The 15,751-nt window shown below is 67.3% G+C and carries 14 protein-coding genes and 1 riboswitch; of the genes, 7 read left to right on the top strand and 7 right to left on the bottom strand.

Annotation, left to right across the window (positions count from 1 at the left end; translation table 11 throughout):
• The 3 genes from AC52Q4_RS13625 to AC52Q4_RS13615 form a co-directional block, all read right to left on the bottom strand.
• On the bottom strand, positions 1–1,582 hold a 1,582-nt coding region (locus AC52Q4_RS13625), incomplete at its 3' end, for an ATP cone domain-containing protein (RefSeq protein WP_495537343.1).
• A 116-nt stretch (positions 1,583–1,698) separates the two neighbouring features.
• A riboswitch (cobalamin riboswitch) is annotated at positions 1,699–1,852 on the bottom strand.
• 92 nt (positions 1,853–1,944) lie between these two features.
• The gene (locus AC52Q4_RS13620) at positions 1,945–2,406 is read right to left on the bottom strand and encodes a DoxX family protein (protein ID WP_495537342.1); all 462 of its coding nucleotides are present in this window, start codon (positions 2,404–2,406) and stop codon (positions 1,945–1,947) included.
• Between the two features lie 77 nt (positions 2,407–2,483).
• Positions 2,484–3,413, bottom strand: coding sequence for a LysR family transcriptional regulator (locus AC52Q4_RS13615; protein WP_495537341.1), 930 nt, complete (start codon positions 3,411–3,413; stop codon positions 2,484–2,486).
• Positions 3,414–3,536: 123 nt separating this feature from the next.
• Here AC52Q4_RS13615 and metE point away from each other — a divergent pair, with 123 nt between their 5' ends.
• Positions 3,537–5,822 (top strand): 5-methyltetrahydropteroyltriglutamate--homocysteine S-methyltransferase, encoded by a 2,286-nt coding sequence (gene metE / locus AC52Q4_RS13610; RefSeq protein WP_495537340.1) that lies wholly within the window; start codon positions 3,537–3,539, stop codon positions 5,820–5,822.
• 9 nt (positions 5,823–5,831) lie between these two features.
• Here metE and AC52Q4_RS13605 read toward each other — a convergent pair whose 3' ends face one another.
• A complete protein-coding gene (locus tag AC52Q4_RS13605; RefSeq protein ID WP_495537339.1) occupies positions 5,832–6,728 on the bottom strand; it encodes an NAD-dependent protein deacetylase in 897 nt (298 codons plus the stop codon).
• Positions 6,729–6,936: 208 nt separating this feature from the next.
• Here AC52Q4_RS13605 and AC52Q4_RS13600 point away from each other — a divergent pair, with 208 nt between their 5' ends.
• Entirely contained in the window at positions 6,937–7,644 is a 708-nt protein-coding gene (locus AC52Q4_RS13600; RefSeq protein WP_495537338.1) for an MlaC/ttg2D family ABC transporter substrate-binding protein, read from the top strand.
• Here the strand turns inward: AC52Q4_RS13600 and AC52Q4_RS13595 are convergent.
• The 3 genes from AC52Q4_RS13595 to AC52Q4_RS13585 are packed head-to-tail and all read right to left on the bottom strand — an operon-like array spanning position 7,565 to position 11,971.
• A complete protein-coding gene (locus tag AC52Q4_RS13595; RefSeq protein ID WP_495537337.1) occupies positions 7,565–8,743 on the bottom strand; it encodes a lipocalin-like domain-containing protein in 1,179 nt (392 codons plus the stop codon). The genes AC52Q4_RS13600 and AC52Q4_RS13595 overlap by 80 nt on opposite strands.
• 1 nt (position 8,744) lies before the next feature.
• Positions 8,745–11,252: an FtsX-like permease family protein gene (locus AC52Q4_RS13590; RefSeq protein ID WP_495537336.1), complete on the bottom strand. Its 2,508-nt coding sequence runs from the start codon at positions 11,250–11,252 to the stop codon at positions 8,745–8,747.
• Positions 11,249–11,971: an ABC transporter ATP-binding protein gene (locus AC52Q4_RS13585; RefSeq protein ID WP_495537335.1), complete on the bottom strand. Its 723-nt coding sequence runs from the start codon at positions 11,969–11,971 to the stop codon at positions 11,249–11,251. The genes AC52Q4_RS13590 and AC52Q4_RS13585 overlap by 4 nt, the downstream gene beginning before the upstream one ends.
• A 397-nt stretch (positions 11,972–12,368) precedes the next feature.
• Between AC52Q4_RS13585 and AC52Q4_RS13580 the strand changes: the two genes are divergently transcribed.
• From AC52Q4_RS13580 to AC52Q4_RS13560, 5 genes are all read left to right on the top strand, one after another.
• Positions 12,369–13,124, top strand: a complete 756-nt coding sequence (locus AC52Q4_RS13580) for a hypothetical protein (protein WP_495537334.1) — start codon at positions 12,369–12,371, stop codon at positions 13,122–13,124.
• Complete coding sequence (locus AC52Q4_RS13575) at positions 13,121–14,296, top strand: M48 family metallopeptidase (protein ID WP_495537333.1); 1,176 nt, start codon at positions 13,121–13,123, stop codon at positions 14,294–14,296. Before AC52Q4_RS13580 ends, AC52Q4_RS13575 begins: the two co-directional genes overlap by 4 nt.
• Positions 14,293–14,880 (top strand): hypothetical protein, encoded by a 588-nt coding sequence (locus AC52Q4_RS13570; protein ID WP_495537332.1) that lies wholly within the window; start codon positions 14,293–14,295, stop codon positions 14,878–14,880. Before AC52Q4_RS13575 ends, AC52Q4_RS13570 begins: the two co-directional genes overlap by 4 nt.
• Before the next feature lie 73 nt (positions 14,881–14,953).
• Positions 14,954–15,517, top strand: coding sequence for an NUDIX hydrolase (locus AC52Q4_RS13565; RefSeq protein ID WP_495537331.1), 564 nt, complete (start codon positions 14,954–14,956; stop codon positions 15,515–15,517).
• A 49-nt stretch (positions 15,518–15,566) separates the two neighbouring features.
• Positions 15,567–15,751: peptide-methionine (S)-S-oxide reductase (locus AC52Q4_RS13560; protein WP_495537330.1), on the top strand; the 185-nt coding region annotated here is incomplete at its 3' end.

Below are 15,751 nucleotides of genomic sequence, written 5' to 3'. Positions count from 1 at the left end.
GCGGTTTCACCTTACCTTTGCTCAACCAACTCTCGGTTCGATGGCCGGCCTGTTCCATCGGTACACCGCGCAACGCCCACAACGGATGTCCGGCAGTCACCCGGATCGGCTCGATGGCGTGCTTGATGTTCAACTCCACCATGGGCTCGGTCTGGTGATACGAGAATTTATCTTCGACCTGCCGATACTCGCCGCGCTGACCCACTACCAGATCACGCGTTGTGACCTCCGCAATCGGCTTCGCGCCATCTGCTGTATGCACCGGCGTGTCAGCGGCGAAACACTGATTAACGGCGACCGCCGTATCGTTGACCACCTTGAGGAAGGGCACCACGCCCTGGGAGCGCCCGTTGGTGCCCTTGATGTGGGCGCCGAGCGCGCGTACGCCGGTCCAGTCGTTGCCGAGCCCGCCGGCGAACTTGGAAAGCAGCGCGTTGTCGCGGATGGCCGAGTAGATGCCGTTGAGATCGTCGGGCACCGTGGTGAGATAGCAGCTCGAAAGCTGCGGGCGGCGGGTGCCGGCGTTGAACAGCGTCGGCGTGGAGCTCATGAAGTCGAACGAGGCGAGCAGCCGGTAGAACTCCTCGGCGCGTTCCTCGCGGTCGATCTCGTTCAGCGCGAGCCCCATGGCGACGCGCATGAAAAACGCCTGGGGCAGCTCAAAGCGCGTGCCGTCGCAGTGCAGAAAGTAGCGATCGTAGAGGGTCTGCAGTCCGAGATAGCCGAACTGGCGGTCGCGCTCCGGCTCAAGCGCCCGGCCGAGCCGCTCGAGATCGAATTCGAGCAGCCGCGGATCGAGCAGCTCGAGCTCCACGCCCCGGCGCACGTAGGCGGTGAAATACGCCGGATACCGCTGCGCCATCTCCTCGAAGCCGGCGGCCGCCGCGGCGCCGGCGAGAAAGCTCAGCGCCTCTCGGCGCAGAGCGTCCAGCAGCAGGCCGGCGGCGACGTAGCTGTAACCGGGCTCCTGCTCGATCAGCGTGCGCGCGCACATCACCAGCGCGGTGTCGATCTCCTTCTCCGGCACGCCGTCGTAGAGGTTGCGCCGCGTTGCCTCGATGATCGCCTCCGGAGCCACACCGGCGACGCCGTCACAGGATTGCGCGATGACGCAATGCAGGCGGGCCTCATCGAGCGGCACACGGCGGCCGTCGGCGCGCGTCACCTGCAGCGTCTCGGCCGGCGCGGCGGCGGGCGCGGCCTCGCCCTGCCGGGCCCGGGCGCGCTCCTCGCGGTAGAGCACGTAGGCCCGCGCCACGCGGTGCTCGCCGGCGCGCATCAGCGCAAGCTCGACCTGATCCTGAATGTCCTCGATGTGGACACTGCCCCCGGCGGGCCGGCGGCGGGCCAGCGCCTCGACCACCTGGCCGACCAGCGCGTCCACGGTCTCGCGGATGCGCTGGGAACCGGAGGCCGAGGCGCCCTCAACCGCGAGGTAGGCCTTGGTCATAGCCACGGTGATCTTGTCCGGATCGAAGGCCGAGACCTGACCGTCACGGCGGATGACCTGGAGGCCGTCGAGGCGGGGGTCTTGATGCTCGGGGAGTTCGGGCGACGGAAAAACGCCGGCTTCTGCCTGCATGTTACCTCCAGCAGCAGGAGTTGCTTGGAGGAGCCACGCGCGGACACGGGGCAGGACCGCCCTCGAGGCGGAAGGGTCCCACGCCGCGAGCCTTTGACGCGAAGGTCTCCTGCGGCCGGACCCGCTCGCAATCGGCGGATCCCGGGTCTTGCGGTGGTCATCGGACTTCGCGGTCGTGACCGCGTTACCGTTGCGCGACAGCCCCGGACTCACACCGGAGTTCCCCACCCTGCCAACACTAGATATGGGACAGATTACAAGACGTAGACCCAATATATTGGGTATCGACTGTCAATGCAAGGCGACGGCCAAAGAACCCGAGCCAAGGCATCGTCGGGCGGGCAGCCTGAACGCGGATATCTTTACGTTTCCGTGAGACGCCGTTGCAGGGTACGGTCAACCGACCATCCGCCCGCGCCCACGAACAGCAGGAAGAGCGAGCCGCAGAGCATGGCGAAATCGGTACGCCACTCGTGCTCGAACGCCGCGAGGCCGTAGCGGGAAAGCGACCGGACGTTGAACATCCACCAATCATGGCCGAGGAGCACCGGAAGCTTGGTGCTGACGATGGCCACGACCATGATGATGATGAGAGGGATCGCCGCGGCGCGCGTCAACAAACCCAGCAGGATCAACGATCCGCAAACCATCTCGAAGCCGCCCACCAATGGGCCGAAAAACTCGGGTAGCGGAATACCGATATTCGTAAATCGCCCGGCCCCCAGCCAGGCCGGATAGAGCAACTTCATCAGGCCTTCCGGAAGAAACACCCCGCCCACCAGCAGCCGAACCAACAGCGTCGCAGGCGGAGCCTCCGTCGCCACGAGCATTCGCCACGGCATCGCTTTACCTCGCAACTTTAGGTGTGAGCGGGAATCGTACTAACTATTCCCCGGCGGCGTTATTGGGCATCGAGCGGCTCGATGCCGCTCAGCCGCTCGGCGGTCACTGCGCGCGCCAGGGCGAGGAAAGCGTCGATGAACGGCGCCGTCCGGCTCTCCTGGCGGACTGCGGCGTAGAGCGGGCTCCAGAGCCCATGACGCCCCAGCGGCCGGGCGATGAGCTGCCCCTGATCGCGGTACTCATCCAGCGCCCAGCTCGGCAGCGCCGCCACGCCCCGGCGGCTCACCACGAGCTGAATGATCATCACGGTGAGCTCCGAGGTCCGCACCGCCGGCGGCTCAACGCCCGCCGGCTCGAGAAAGCGGGCGAACACGTCGAGGCGGCTGCGGCACACCGGATAGGTAATCAGCGTCGCGGCGGCCAGATCCTGCGGCTCCAGCCAGGCCTTTTCCGCCAGCGGCGAACCGACATGCATCGCCAGCAGCACCTCGTGACGGAACAGCGGCTCGTAGTGGATCCCGCGCAGATCCGGATCCGGGTCGGAGGTGACCACCAGGTCGATTTCGCCGCGCACCAGCGCCGGCAGAGGATGGAAGCTGAAGCCGAGCGAGAGATCCATCTCCACGCCGGGCCAGCGCTCGCGGTAGTCGTCCATGGTGGGCAGCAGCCATTGGAAGCAGCTGTGGCATTCGATGGCGATGTGCAGCCGGCCCTGCCGCCCGAGCGCCATGCCCGCAAGCCGCTGCTCCGCCGCGGCCACCTCGGGCAGCAGCCGATCGGCGAGATCCGCCAGCAGCTCTCCGGCCGGACTCAAGCGCAGCGGCCGGGACTGGCGGAAGAAGAGCGCCGTGTCGAACTGCCGCTCCAGGGCTTTGATCTGATGCGACAAGGCGCTTTGCGTGACGTGCAGCCGCGTCGCGGCGGCCGCGAGGCTGCCGGCGGCCCGGATCGACTGCAGCGTGCGCAGATGGCGGAGTTCGAGATACATGGCGGGCTCACGGTCAAATAATGAAACTCGCTCATCTTATTTTTGAATAATTTGAAATTGTCTCATAGTTGAGGAACCTCGACACTGGCTGGCTGCAAACGAGGCATCTCATCGGAGGAAACCGTGGCTACGACACATGCATTGGGCTTCTCGAGGATCGGGCCGCGCCGCGAGCTGAAGCGCGCGCTCGACGGCTACTGGCGCGGTGATATCGACCGCGACACGCTGCTGCACACCGGCGCCGACCTGCGCTGCCGGCACTGGATGATGCAGGCCGACGCCGGCCTGGACCTCGTGCCGGCCGGGGATTTCTCCTACTACGATCACGTGCTGGACACTTCCGCGCTGCTCGGCGTGATACCGCAGCGCTTCGGCTGGCAGGGCGGCGAGGTCGATCTCGATCTCTACTTTCGCATGGCGCGCGGACGCGCCCCGAGCGGCGAGGATGCCGCCGCCTGCGAGATGACCAAGTGGTTCGACACCAACTATCACTACATCGTCCCGGAACTCCTCCGCGATCAGCGCTTCACGCTGCTGCCGGCCGCCCTCGAGGCGCAGATCGAGGAAGCCCGCGCCGAGGGCCTGCGCGCCAAGCCCGCGCTGATCGGGCCGCTCACGTATCTTTGGCTCGGCAAGCCCCGCGGTGAGCCGTTCGACAAGCTCACGCTGCTGGAGCGGCTGCTGCCCGTCTACGCCGAGCTTCTCGAGCGTCTTGCCGGGCGCGGCATCGAATGGGTGCAGCTCGACGAGCCCATACTGGTCTGCGACCTCGACGAGGCTTGGCAGGCGGCGTTCACGCGGGCCTACGAGCAGCTGGCTGGGCACGGCCCGAAGCGGCTGCTGGCGAGCTATTTCGGCGGGCTCGGCGAGAACCTGGAGCAGGCGCTGCGGCTGCCGGTCGACGGCGTGCATGTGGATCTGGCGCGGGCCCCGGAGCAGCTGAGCGAAATCCTGCGGCGCCTGCCCGCGGACAAAGTGCTCTCCGCCGGCGTGGTCGACGGTCGCAACATCTGGCGCACCGATCTCGAGGCCTGGCTCGATCCGCTGGAGCGCGCTCAACAACAGCTGGGCGAGCGCCTTTGGCTGGCGCCGTCCTGCTCGCTGCTGCACGTGCCGGTGGACCTCGCCGCCGAGACGCGCCTCGACGATGAGCTCAAGCGCTGGCTCGCTTTCGGGGTGCAGAAGCTCGAGGAGGTCGCCACGCTCGGCCGGGCGCTCAATCACGGCCGCGCGAGCGTGGCCGAGGCGTTGGACGCCAACCGTGCCGCCCTCGCCGCGCGGCGGGGCTCCACGCGCGTGCACAACGCCGCCGTGCAGCAGCGACTGGGCAGCGTTACCAGCGCCATGACCCACCGCGCCTCGGCCTACCCGGAGCGCGCGCCGCGTCAGCGCTCGCGCCTCAACCTGCCGCTCCTGCCGACCACCACCATCGGCTCGTTCCCGCAAACTCGGTCGATCCGCGCGGCGCGGCGTGACTACCGGGCGGGCCGGCTGGACCGGGCCGGCTACGAGCAGCGCATGCGCGCCGAGATCGACGCGGCCATCAAGGCGCAGGAGGCGATGGGGCTCGACATGCTGGTCCACGGCGAGCCCGAGCGCAACGACATGGTGGAATACTTCGGCGAGCTGCTGGAGGGCTTCGCGAGCACGCAGCAAGGCTGGGTGCAGAGCTTCGGCTCCCGCTGCGTCAAGCCGCCGATCATATACGGCGACGTGCGCCGCGCCGGGCCCATGACAGTGGAGTGGATCCGTTACGCGCAATCGCTGACCGAACGTCCAGTGAAGGGCATGCTGACCGGCCCGGTCACGATTTTGCAGTGGTCGTTCGTGCGCGATGATCAGCCTCGCCCGCAGACCTGTCAGCAGATCGCCCTGGCGCTACGCGACGAGGTGGGTGATCTGGAGGCCGCCGGGATTCAGGCCATTCAGGTGGATGAACCCGCCTTGCGCGAGGGCTTGCCGCTGCGCGGCCGCGATCGGCCGGCGTATCTCGACTGGGCCGTGCGCGCGTTTCGCCTGGCGACGGCGGGGGTGCGGGACGAGACCCAGATCCACAGTCACATGTGCTACTCCGAGTTCAATGACATCATCCGTGCCATTGCCGAGCTCGACGCCGATGTGATCACCATCGAGGCCTCGCGCTCGGATATGGAGCTGCTCGCCGCCTTCGCCGAGTTCGACTACCCCAACGAGATCGGCCCCGGCGTTTACGACATCCATTCCCCAAGGGTGCCGAGCGTCGCGGAGACGGTCGCTCAGCTGGAGAACGCCGCGGCGGTCATCACGCGGCAGCGGCTCTGGGTCAATCCGGACTGCGGCCTCAAGACCCGCGCCTGGGAGGAGATCAAGCCGGCACTTGCCAACATGATCGCGGCCGCCCAGGAGGTGAGGGCCCGCATCGGCGGCTAGAGCCAGGGTTCACGGCGACTCGAGGCACTGTGCCAACGCGCTCAGCACCTCGGCGCAGCGCCCGACTACCTTGAAGCTCGCCTCGCCGTCCGCTCGGGTCTGCCCGTCGTTCAGCAGGGCGACCGGGATGCCCTGTTGCCTGGCGGCACGAACAAAGCGGTAACCCGACCAGACCATGAGCGAGGAGCCGATCACCAGCAAGGCGTCCGCCGCTTGCAGCCGCCGGCTGCAAGCGGCGACCCGGGCCGGGGGAACCGACTCGCCGAAAAACACCACGCTGGGTTTGAGCACGCCGCCGCAGCCCGGGCAGCCGGGCACGCGGAAATCCGCCCAGTCCGCCTCCGCCAGATCGGCATCCCCATCGGGGGCGAGCGCTGCCGAGGCCCGCCAATGCAGGTTGAGGCCCTCCAGTTCCAGCTGACAGCGCTCGCGCGAGATAACCCCGCGGCACTCCAGACATTCCACGCCGTCCAGACGCCCGTGCAAATCGATCACGTCCACGCTGCCGGCGCGCTGGTGCAATCCATCGACGTTCTGGGTGATCAGCGAGGTGAGACGGCCGAGACGCTGCAACCGGGCAAGCGCGTAGTGAGCCGCATTCGGTCGGGCGTTGCGGATCCGGACCCAACCCGCCATGCTGCGCGCCCAGTAGCGGCGGCGGGCGGACTCCGAACCCAAAAATTGCCGCAGCTCCATCGGCCGCTGCCGCTTCCACTGCCCGTCGCGATCACGGTAGTCGGGAATGCCCGAGGCGGTGCTGCAACCCGCCCCCGTGAGCACCAGCACCCGTGTGCCTGCGCCGAAGAGCGCGCACAGCCGCTCCATGGCCTCCTCACACGTGCCCGCCGACGCACCGGGCAGCAGCAGCCGGCATTCGAGTGCGGCGCAGATCACTTCAGCCGCCACGGCAATCGTGATCCGCACGCGCCTCGCGAGCTCGACCGTAGCGGCGACTCACGGCGAGCCAGCCGGCCGGGACGAAGGACTGGAACAACGCACTCAGCGCTATTAGCCTAGAGGGGCGCATACCATGGATCGGACGAAGAGGCGTGTGCCGGAAGCTCACCACGATATACTCTTGGGTCTTTGGTGCATACAACCTTAGGTGGGTCCGATGACCAACCCGGATTTCTTTGCAGCCGCATTGAGCCGCGCACCCATGGCGATGGCGGCGGGTTTGCTGATGCTCAGCCTCCTGGCGAGCGCTCAGGCCAGTGCCAGCGAGCGCCCCGACGTCGCGGTGCGTGGGATGATCACGGAGGCCATACAGGCGCTCAAACGCTGGCTCGGCACGCTGCAGCGCGATGCCGTGCTGACCCGTCAGCTGATCGAACGCATCACCCTGCCCCACCTCGACCTGACCGGTATGGCCCGCTACGTGCTCGGCTCCTATTGGCAAAGCGCCACGCCCTCGCAATGCGAGCGTTTCCGCCGAGCGTTCCGCGCCTTTCTGCTGCAGATGTGCAGCCGCACCATGGAAAAGCATGCCGCGACGCTCGATCAGCTGACCCGCCATGCCCACGTCCATTGCCTGCTGCTGCGCCACGACGCGCATCGGGGCACGGCGGCCGTCCGGGTGGTCGCAACCGGTCCGAGCCTGGGCTGGACACACCTGGAGCTGCGCCTGCACGATCACGACGGCACCTGGAAGGTCTATGAGATCACCTCATCGGGCATCAACGTGCTGGTCGGCATCCGCTCCGAGCTCCAGGCCCAGCTCCGCGAGGCGGGGCTCGAAACCGTCATCCGTCGCTTGGAGCGCCGGACCGGCCTGCTGCCGCCGAGCCATAGCCCGTCAGCTCGAGATAGCCGTGAGCGCTGACGTTTTCGCCCGATGCCGAAACCGCCCCCTCCCAATAGCGCACGCGCAGATCGAGCTCCTGGTTGGGCATGCGCGCCTCGACATCGAGATCCAAACCCTCGGACGGCACCCGAACCCGCCACGCCACCGGATAGGAGACGCCGGTGGCCTCGCTGCGCCAGTGGCGTACCGGGGATAACGAGAAATCCGTCGCCGCCAGATGCCGCGTCTCGCCCCGCCTGCCGACCAGCACGCCAGCGGAGTGCGGATCGGCGGAGCCATCCTGCTGACGCAGCCGGTAGAGCATGAGATCGCGCCCGTCGTCGAACTGCAGCGAAAGCCAATCCCAGCCGGCCTGGTTGGCCGCCAGAACGCTGGAGCTCCACTCGCGGTCCATCCACGCCGTGCCGTTCACGGCGTAGGTCTTACCGGCCACGTCAATACTGCCCTGCGCCCGCAGGCGCGTGTAGGAGTAGTAATACGAGGCATTCTGCGGGTCCGCGCTCTTGCGGCTGTAGCCCGCATCGCCCTGCAGCACCAAGGGCTTGGCGCTGCTCAGATGCAGATCGATCCGCACGCCCTCCTGCTCGGCCTGAAGCCGGGCGGGAAATAAATCGTCCGCCGAGAGCGCGCGCACTTCCCAATTATCGGTCCAGATCCGAACCGGCTGACTCTGCGCGCCCGCCAAACCAGCGGCCCCGCGCTGCGAGCGCTGGAAGACATGAAACCGCCCCGCGTCGATATCGCTGAGCGCCAGATGCGCGACCCACATCTGCCGGGTCGCCCAATCGGAGGCCCTTGGCTTGTCGGACGGCGCCAGGGCGAAACGGAAGAACGTAAGCTCGAAGCCGAATGGGCGGGCCTCGTCCGTAGCGAGGTTGCCGGTGAAATACCACCACTCGATGCGGTAATCGGGGTGGGCCCCGTGATCCTGCGGGAAGTGCATCGCTCGGGCGGCGCGCACCTTCGCATAGCCGGCCATGTCGGAATCCTGCGGCGCGCCGGGGACGGTTGCATTCGCGCCGGCCGGCGGCCCCGGCACGCGCGCGGTGAAATACCACCCACCGATGGCGAGGAGCACTGCGCCCGCCAGTGCGTAGAAAAGCGTGCGTCGGCGCATCTCATTCCTCCCGCAAGCCGCGAGCCGGCAGAATGCGTACCGCGCGCCACGCCGGATAAATGGCGGCGATCAAGGCCGCGGCAACCGCCAGCCCGGCGCCTTCGAGGAGCGGCATGGGGTGAATCGTGAATTCCATGCTCCAGCCGAAGGCGCGGTGGTTGATCACGAACACCAGCAGCCACGCGAGCACCAATCCCATCGGAATCGCGAACAGGCCCGCGGCCAGCCCGAGCAGCCCGCTTTGCGCGGTGATGAGGCTGCCCAGCTGCATGCGGGTGAAGCCGATCGCGCGCAGCACCGCCATCTCCCGGGTGCGGTCGAGCTGCAGCGCCATCAACGCGCTCACCACGCCGACGAAGGCAACCAGCGCCGCCAGCATACGCAATACCGAGGTGATGGCGAATTCCTGCTCGAATACCGCCAAGGAACGCTCGCGGATCGATTGGTTGTCGCGCACGCGCACCCCGGCCAACCCGCTCACCGCCGTCTCCAGACGCTCGCGCAGGGCCGCGCGGTCACTACCGGAGGCGAGATAGACGCCGAGTCCGGAGAGACGCTCGTCGCCAAAGAGCTGCTGATATACCGGCCGATACATCAGCACGACCCCGTACGGCGAGCCGTAATCGCGAAACACGCCGGCCACCCGGAACCGCCGCTCGCCCGTTGCGGTACGCAAGGAAAGCATCTCGCCGGCGCGCAGATCGTGATGGTAAGCGTAGGGCTCACTGATCAGAACCCCGGAACCGGAGCGAAACGCCTGCCAGGCGTTTTCCCGGTCGCCGTCGCGGATGTCGAAGCCCTGCCACCCCCGGTGGCCGATGCCGAGCGCCCAGATGGCGGTGAACCCATCCTCGCCCGGCAGGCGATAATGGCGCGAGCGGGTGATGTAGGCCACCCCGGGCAGGCTCTCGACTCGCCGGGCAAGTGCATCGTCGACCGCTTTGCCATCCTCGGCACTGGCGACGTAGAAATCCGCCCGCAACGACTGCTCCAGCCAGGCGGCGAAGCTGCCCCGAAAGCTATCGATCATGACCGCGACCCCAATCACTGCCGACATGGCCACGGCCAAGGCGGCGATCGCCACCCCCGTGCGGCTGAGCGAGGCCGTGACACCGCGCAGGACCAGCCGCACAATCGGCTGTCGCGGAAGCGCGTTCGCAAGGCCGGCGGTCAGGCGCGCCGATGCCAGCGGCGCCAGCAGCGAAGCGCCCAGTATCACGGCGAACAAGCCGACGAAAGCGGCCACCAGGCTGGCGCTGAGCGCAAGCACCGCCATCCCCGTGATCAGCGCCAGCAGACCGGACCCGGCCGCCAGCTGGGCGCCGCGATGCACGCGCTGCTCCAGCACGCTTCGCGCCATGGCCGAGCGGGGCTGCACCGTGGCGGCCTCGATCGCCGGCGGGGCGGCCGCCACCACGGAGCCGACTATACCAAGCAGCACGCCTTTGGCCAGGCTCAGCGGCGCGATTCTGAAGCGGGCCAAGGCCTCGTCGAAGGATTCATTCGGGCTGCTGTGGCCTACTAGATCGACCAGCCCGACACCGAGTGCCAGTCCCAGCAGCAGACCCAGCGCGGTACCGAGCAGCCCCACCAGAGCAGCATCGCTGACCACCTGCGTGAAGATCTGGCGCCGCGTGGCACCCACCGCCCGCAGCGTGCCGATCATTGCCCGGCGTTGCACCACCATGAACGACATGGTGTTGAACACGAGAAACAGGCCAATGACCAGCGCGAGCAGCGAAAACGCCGTCAAATTCGTCTGAAAGGCGGCAGTCATCTGCTGCATGGCATTCGCCCGCGCCGCCGCCGGCACGAGAGTGGCCTCCGGGGGCAACAAAGCGCGAACGGGCTCGATTTCTTCCGGTTCCAGTATCAGGTCGATGCGCGACAAGCGCCCGACCCGGCCCAGCAGTTCTTGCGCCGTGGCAATGTCGGCAAAGGCATAGCCGCTGAGGGCGTGATCGAAAGGCCCGGCCACCGCCAACACCTGCAGGCCCCACTCCTCGGCGCCGCGCCGCGCTTGCAGCGTGTCTCCGGCTTTCACACCCAGCCGCCGCGCCTCCTCCTCGGGCAGCACGATGCCGGTGGGATTGAGCAACAGTTGCTGAAAGACGTCCCCGCCGTCGCCCTCACCCGTTGGAGTGAGTGGCTCGCGCAGCCCGGCCTCGGTGAGCGGATCGACGCCGAGCAGCGTGAGCGGCCGATCGTCGGCGCCCGGCACCGTTATGCCCCCCTCCAGCGCCGGGGTGGCCTGGCGTATGCCAAGCCGCGTGCGCAGCTTGGCGTAGAGGGAGTCCGGCAACCCCTCGGGACCGCCGAAGATCTGGTGCGTCGTCCGCCCGGTCACCGCCTGCATGGACTCGCGCATGGCCGAGCTTGCGCTCTGGTTGGCCAAGTCCATACCGATGACGACGGCGACCCCCAAGGCGACGCCGGCGACCGCCAGCACCAGCTGCACCGGATGCCGCCACAGCGCCCGGCGGCCAGCGCGCAGTACGCTTGGCGTCACTCGTGGACCTCCAACAGCCGGCCCTCCCGGATGGTCATCATCCGGTCGGCCTTGCCGGCGACCTCACGGCTGTGAGTGGCCATCACCAGCGTTTTTCCGCTGCTGCGGCAGAGCTCGTCGAGCAGCGCCACCACCCGTGTGGCATTGTCCAGATCCAGATTGCCGGTCGGCTCGTCCGCCAGGATGAGATCCGGCCCGTGCACCAGCGCCCGCGCCACGGCGACACGCTGTTGCTCGCCGCCGGAGAGCTGATCCGGGTAGGCGTCGTCCAAACCAGACAAGCCCACCCGGTCGAGCCAATGGGTCACGTTGTCCGCAACCGCCAAGCCGTTGAGCTCCAGCGGCAGCATCAGATTTTCGCTGACCGTGAGCGTGGAGATCAGGTTGTAGGCCTGGAAGATAAAGCCGATGCGCCGCCGGCGCAGAAGCGTGAGCTGGCGGTCGCTGAGCGATCCGAGTGCGCGGCCGTCGATACTGACCGTGCCGCGGCTCGGGCGATCCAGCCCGCCGAGGAGGTTCAACAGCGTAGACTTGCCCGATCCGCTGCGGCCCACCACGATAACGAATTCGCCCGCCTCGATCGTACCCGATACCGAATCCAGCACGACGCGCCCGTGCGATGACCCGTAGCGTTTACAGAGGTCGCTGAAGCCAACCAGCGGCGTGCCAGGCTGAAAGCCCACTGCCGCACGCCTTGCCTCTGCCAGTGATATCGCCATAGCTCGTTACCTGTTCAGGATTGTCCCGGCCGGGCATGTGGCTGCAGCTGTTCAGGCTCCGCCACCCAAGGCGATGCCCCTCGTTTGGCGGGCCATTGTTCGTTGCTTTTGATCGAGGCACATCCAGAAGCCGCCGCCCTGGGGCGCCCCGTTGCACCCATCCCGGCATAAACTTTCCTTATTAGACCGCAATCCATGCCGAAGATATCCAATTGCGGCGCAATTCCGCGCCCGTTTGCCGCGCAAGTGGACGCCGAATCGTGCCGATCGAGTGCCCAGCACTGTTATCCGCCAGGATCAGCGGTCTCGAGCGCGAGGAACGTGCATCGATTGAACCCGCTGCCGTGCTACGTTAAGAAAGGTGAACGGTCGCAGAAAATCGCCACGGGTTTTCGCCATGCACGTACGGTACCGGGCGGAAAGAGGTCGACTGACGCGCGCGACGGCAGCGCTGACGCTCGCGGTGGCGCTCGTGCTCGCGCTCAGTGCCTGCGTGCAGACCCAGCCGTATGTGGCCAACAAAATCAGACCGGCTTCCGGTCCCGCGCGCGTGTTGCTCATGCCGGTCGACGTCGCCATCCTGGAGCTCTCCACGGCGGGCCTCCCCTTGCCAAGAGCGGACTGGACGAGCGCGGCGCAGCAGAGCCTGGTCGATGCGGTCGCGGATACCCTGCAAAGCCGTAGCGCCACGCTGATCCGCTATCGCCGTGCCGAGGGCGTCGTCCCCTACGCCAAGGCGCACTTCGAGGCGCTCGCGCTGCACGAAACGGTGCTGCAGACCATCTTGACGTACCGCTATACGCCTCAGCAACGGCGGCAACTGTCGCTGCCCACCAAGCAAGAAGGCCTCGACTGGACACTCGGCGAAAGCGTCGCCGCGCTTCGCGCCGATTATGCGGCCGATTACGCGCTTTTTCTGATCTACCGCCAGGCGACCTCCACGCCGGGACGCGCCCTGCTCGCCGCGGCCAGCCTCGCTCTGTTCGGATTCATCCAACCCACCAGCCAGGCCGTGGGGTTTGCTTCATTAGTCGATCTCGAAACCGGCGATGTCGTGTGGACCAACCTGCTGCAGAGTCAATCGTTGGATGTCAATCGCCCGGACGGTATTCACAATCGCGGCCTGAAACTGCTCGCGGGACTGCCGCTATGAAAGCCCTTGCCGTTCCCGCCGCGCTGATTTCCGCCGCCTTGCTCGCCGGATGCGCCGCTCAGGTTCCGAAGCTGGAAGCCGGCAAAGGCCCGCCGACGGAGATCTCCGAGGAGGGTCTGTGGCTCGCCTCGCGCCAGGCCGAGCAAAACGCGGCAATGTCCGGCAGGCGCAGCAACGAAACCGGGCTCGAGGCCTATCTCGCGCGCGTGCAGTGTCGGGTCAGCGGCGATTTCTGCCCGGAGATACGCGTCTATGCCATGCAGGTGCCGGACTTCAACGCCTCGATGGCACCCAATGGCTTCGAGCAGGTCTGGACCGGACTGCTGCTGCGCGTGGAGAACGAGGCGCAGCTCGCCACGGTGCTCGCCCACGAGACCGCCCACTACGTGCTGCGGCACACGCTGGAGCGGTTTCAGACGACACGCCGCACCGCCGGCCTGCTGCTGGCCACCCAGTTCGGCCTGCTGCTCGGGGGCGTCGGCGTCGTCAGCGCCGGACCGGTGGGTTTCAGCGCCGGCGATATCGGGCGGTTGATCGCCGAGGGCTATCTGGCGGCCTATTCGCGGGAACAGGAAGCCGAGGCCGACCGGCAGGGATTCGCGTGGATGAACCAGGCCGGCTACGCCCCGGCGGAAGCCGCCAGGATCTGGGCGAATCTGCTCGAGGAGCAGCGCGAATGCGACCTTCCGAGTCCACCGGCCTTGTTCGCCAGTCACCCCCCGTCGCAAGAGCGGCTCGAGACCCTGCAAGCCCTCGCCGAGCGCTCCGGCAGGAACGGCACCACCGGGCGCCGCGATTTTCTCGACGCCACGCTCTCGCACCGTGGCAAATGGCTGCGCATGGAACTGGCAACGCGGCGACTCTGCCGCGTGCGCGTGGTCCTCGATCGGCTCATCGAGCAGGGAGAGAACCTCGGCGAGCTCTACTATTATCGCGGTGAGGTATTTCGCCTGCGCGCCGAGCCGGGCGACCTCCAGCGTGCCATCGAAGCTTATCGTGAGGCGCTGAATCATTCCGCCGCGCCCGTGCAGACCGACCGTGAGCTCGGGCGCGTCCTGTGGCGCGACAATCAGCTGGCAGCGGCGCGGCAAGCCTTCCGACGCTATCTCGAGGCGGCGGGCTCCCCCGATGACGCGGCCATGATCAAGGCCTACCTGGAGCGACTGCCGTGAGCGTGTGCGCCCGCCTCTTGCTGCTGCTGATTCTGGGCGCCGGGCTACTGGCCGGCTGCGGCAATCCGATTCTCGTCAAACCCGGCGAGAGCAACGAGATCGGTGATGCCTACCGGGTCGATCCCCAGATCGAGTGGAGCCGCGAGCAGGCCCAGAAGCTGCAGATCTGGACCGTGGACGGACCGCAGCTCCAGCAGTTGCGCCTCTATGCGGACATCGCCGACGGAGATACGCTCTTCCCAGCACCCGCCCGCACCCAGCGGCGGGAGCATTGGCCGGAATACCGTCAGGGCATGCGCGCTCACGATGTGGCGGAGCTGGTTGCCGCCACCCTGGAGCAATCGGGAGCGATCGATGTCGTGGCCAAGCGTTTGCAGCCCGGCGGGTTCGGCAATCAACCCGGATTTCGTTTCGACCTGACCTTCCACTCCGAGCTCGGCTTGGCGTATCAGGGGCTTGCGGCGGGAATGATTACGCCCGACAACCGCCTGCACCTGATCCTGTATATGGGCGCGCAGCCCCACTACTTCGGCGCCTATGTGCCGACCGTGCGCCGTCTCCTGGACTCCGTGCGCTTGTTATAGGTGCCACGGCACCGAGCGCACGCGCGATGCGGCAGGTGCATCCCACCGGAGCACGGTGCTAGGCTGCTAATGAATGAGCGATCATCACTGCAACGACGCCGGCCCCAGGGTTCAGCGCGTCCCCGAGGGTGACGACAGGCAACGACTGATTTGCCCGGATTGTGGCTATATTGCCTACGAAAACCCGCGAATCGTGGTCGGCGCGGTATGTTATTGGAATCACCGGGTCCTGCTCTGCCGCCGCGCGATCGAGCCACGCCGCGGCTACTGGACCTTGCCGGCCGGCTACCTCGAGTTGCACGAGTCCGTGGAGGACGGGGTGCGGCGCGAGGCCTGGGAGGAAGCTCGGGCCGAGCTCGAGTTGGGGCCGCTGATCGCCGTCTACAGCATCACCCGGATCAATCTGGTGCAGATTATCTTCCGCGCCCGGCTGCGGCGCCCCGATGTGCAACCCGGACCCGAGTCCAGGGAAGCCCGGCTGTTTCGATGGGATGAAATTCCCTTCGACGAGCTGGCCTTCCCGTCGGTACGCTGGGCCCTGGAGCACGATCGCCGCGCCGAGGAAGGGGCCGCGCCTGCCGTCGCGTCCAACCCCGAGCCCGAGCGGCCGCTCGACCGTCCGCGGGCCTGCGACTAGCGAGCGCGGGCGGAGTGCCGGCTGGCCGGTCCACATGACAGGAGAAGGCATGCACGCATCGAATCAAGCCACCCTGGGCGGCGGCTGCTTCTGGTGTCTCGACGCCGTCTACCGGGAGCTACGCGGCGTCGAGGCGGTCGTCGCCGGCTACGCGGGCGGCGAGACTACCGACCCGACCTACCAGCAGGTCTGCTCGGGACGCACCGGCCACGCCGAAGTCGTGCAAATTCGGTT

It is taken from the genome of Nitrococcus sp., assembly GCF_059432795.1.
The sequence above is the reverse complement of the archived record's forward strand: the minus strand, read 5'-3'. Positions and strand labels throughout refer to the sequence as shown.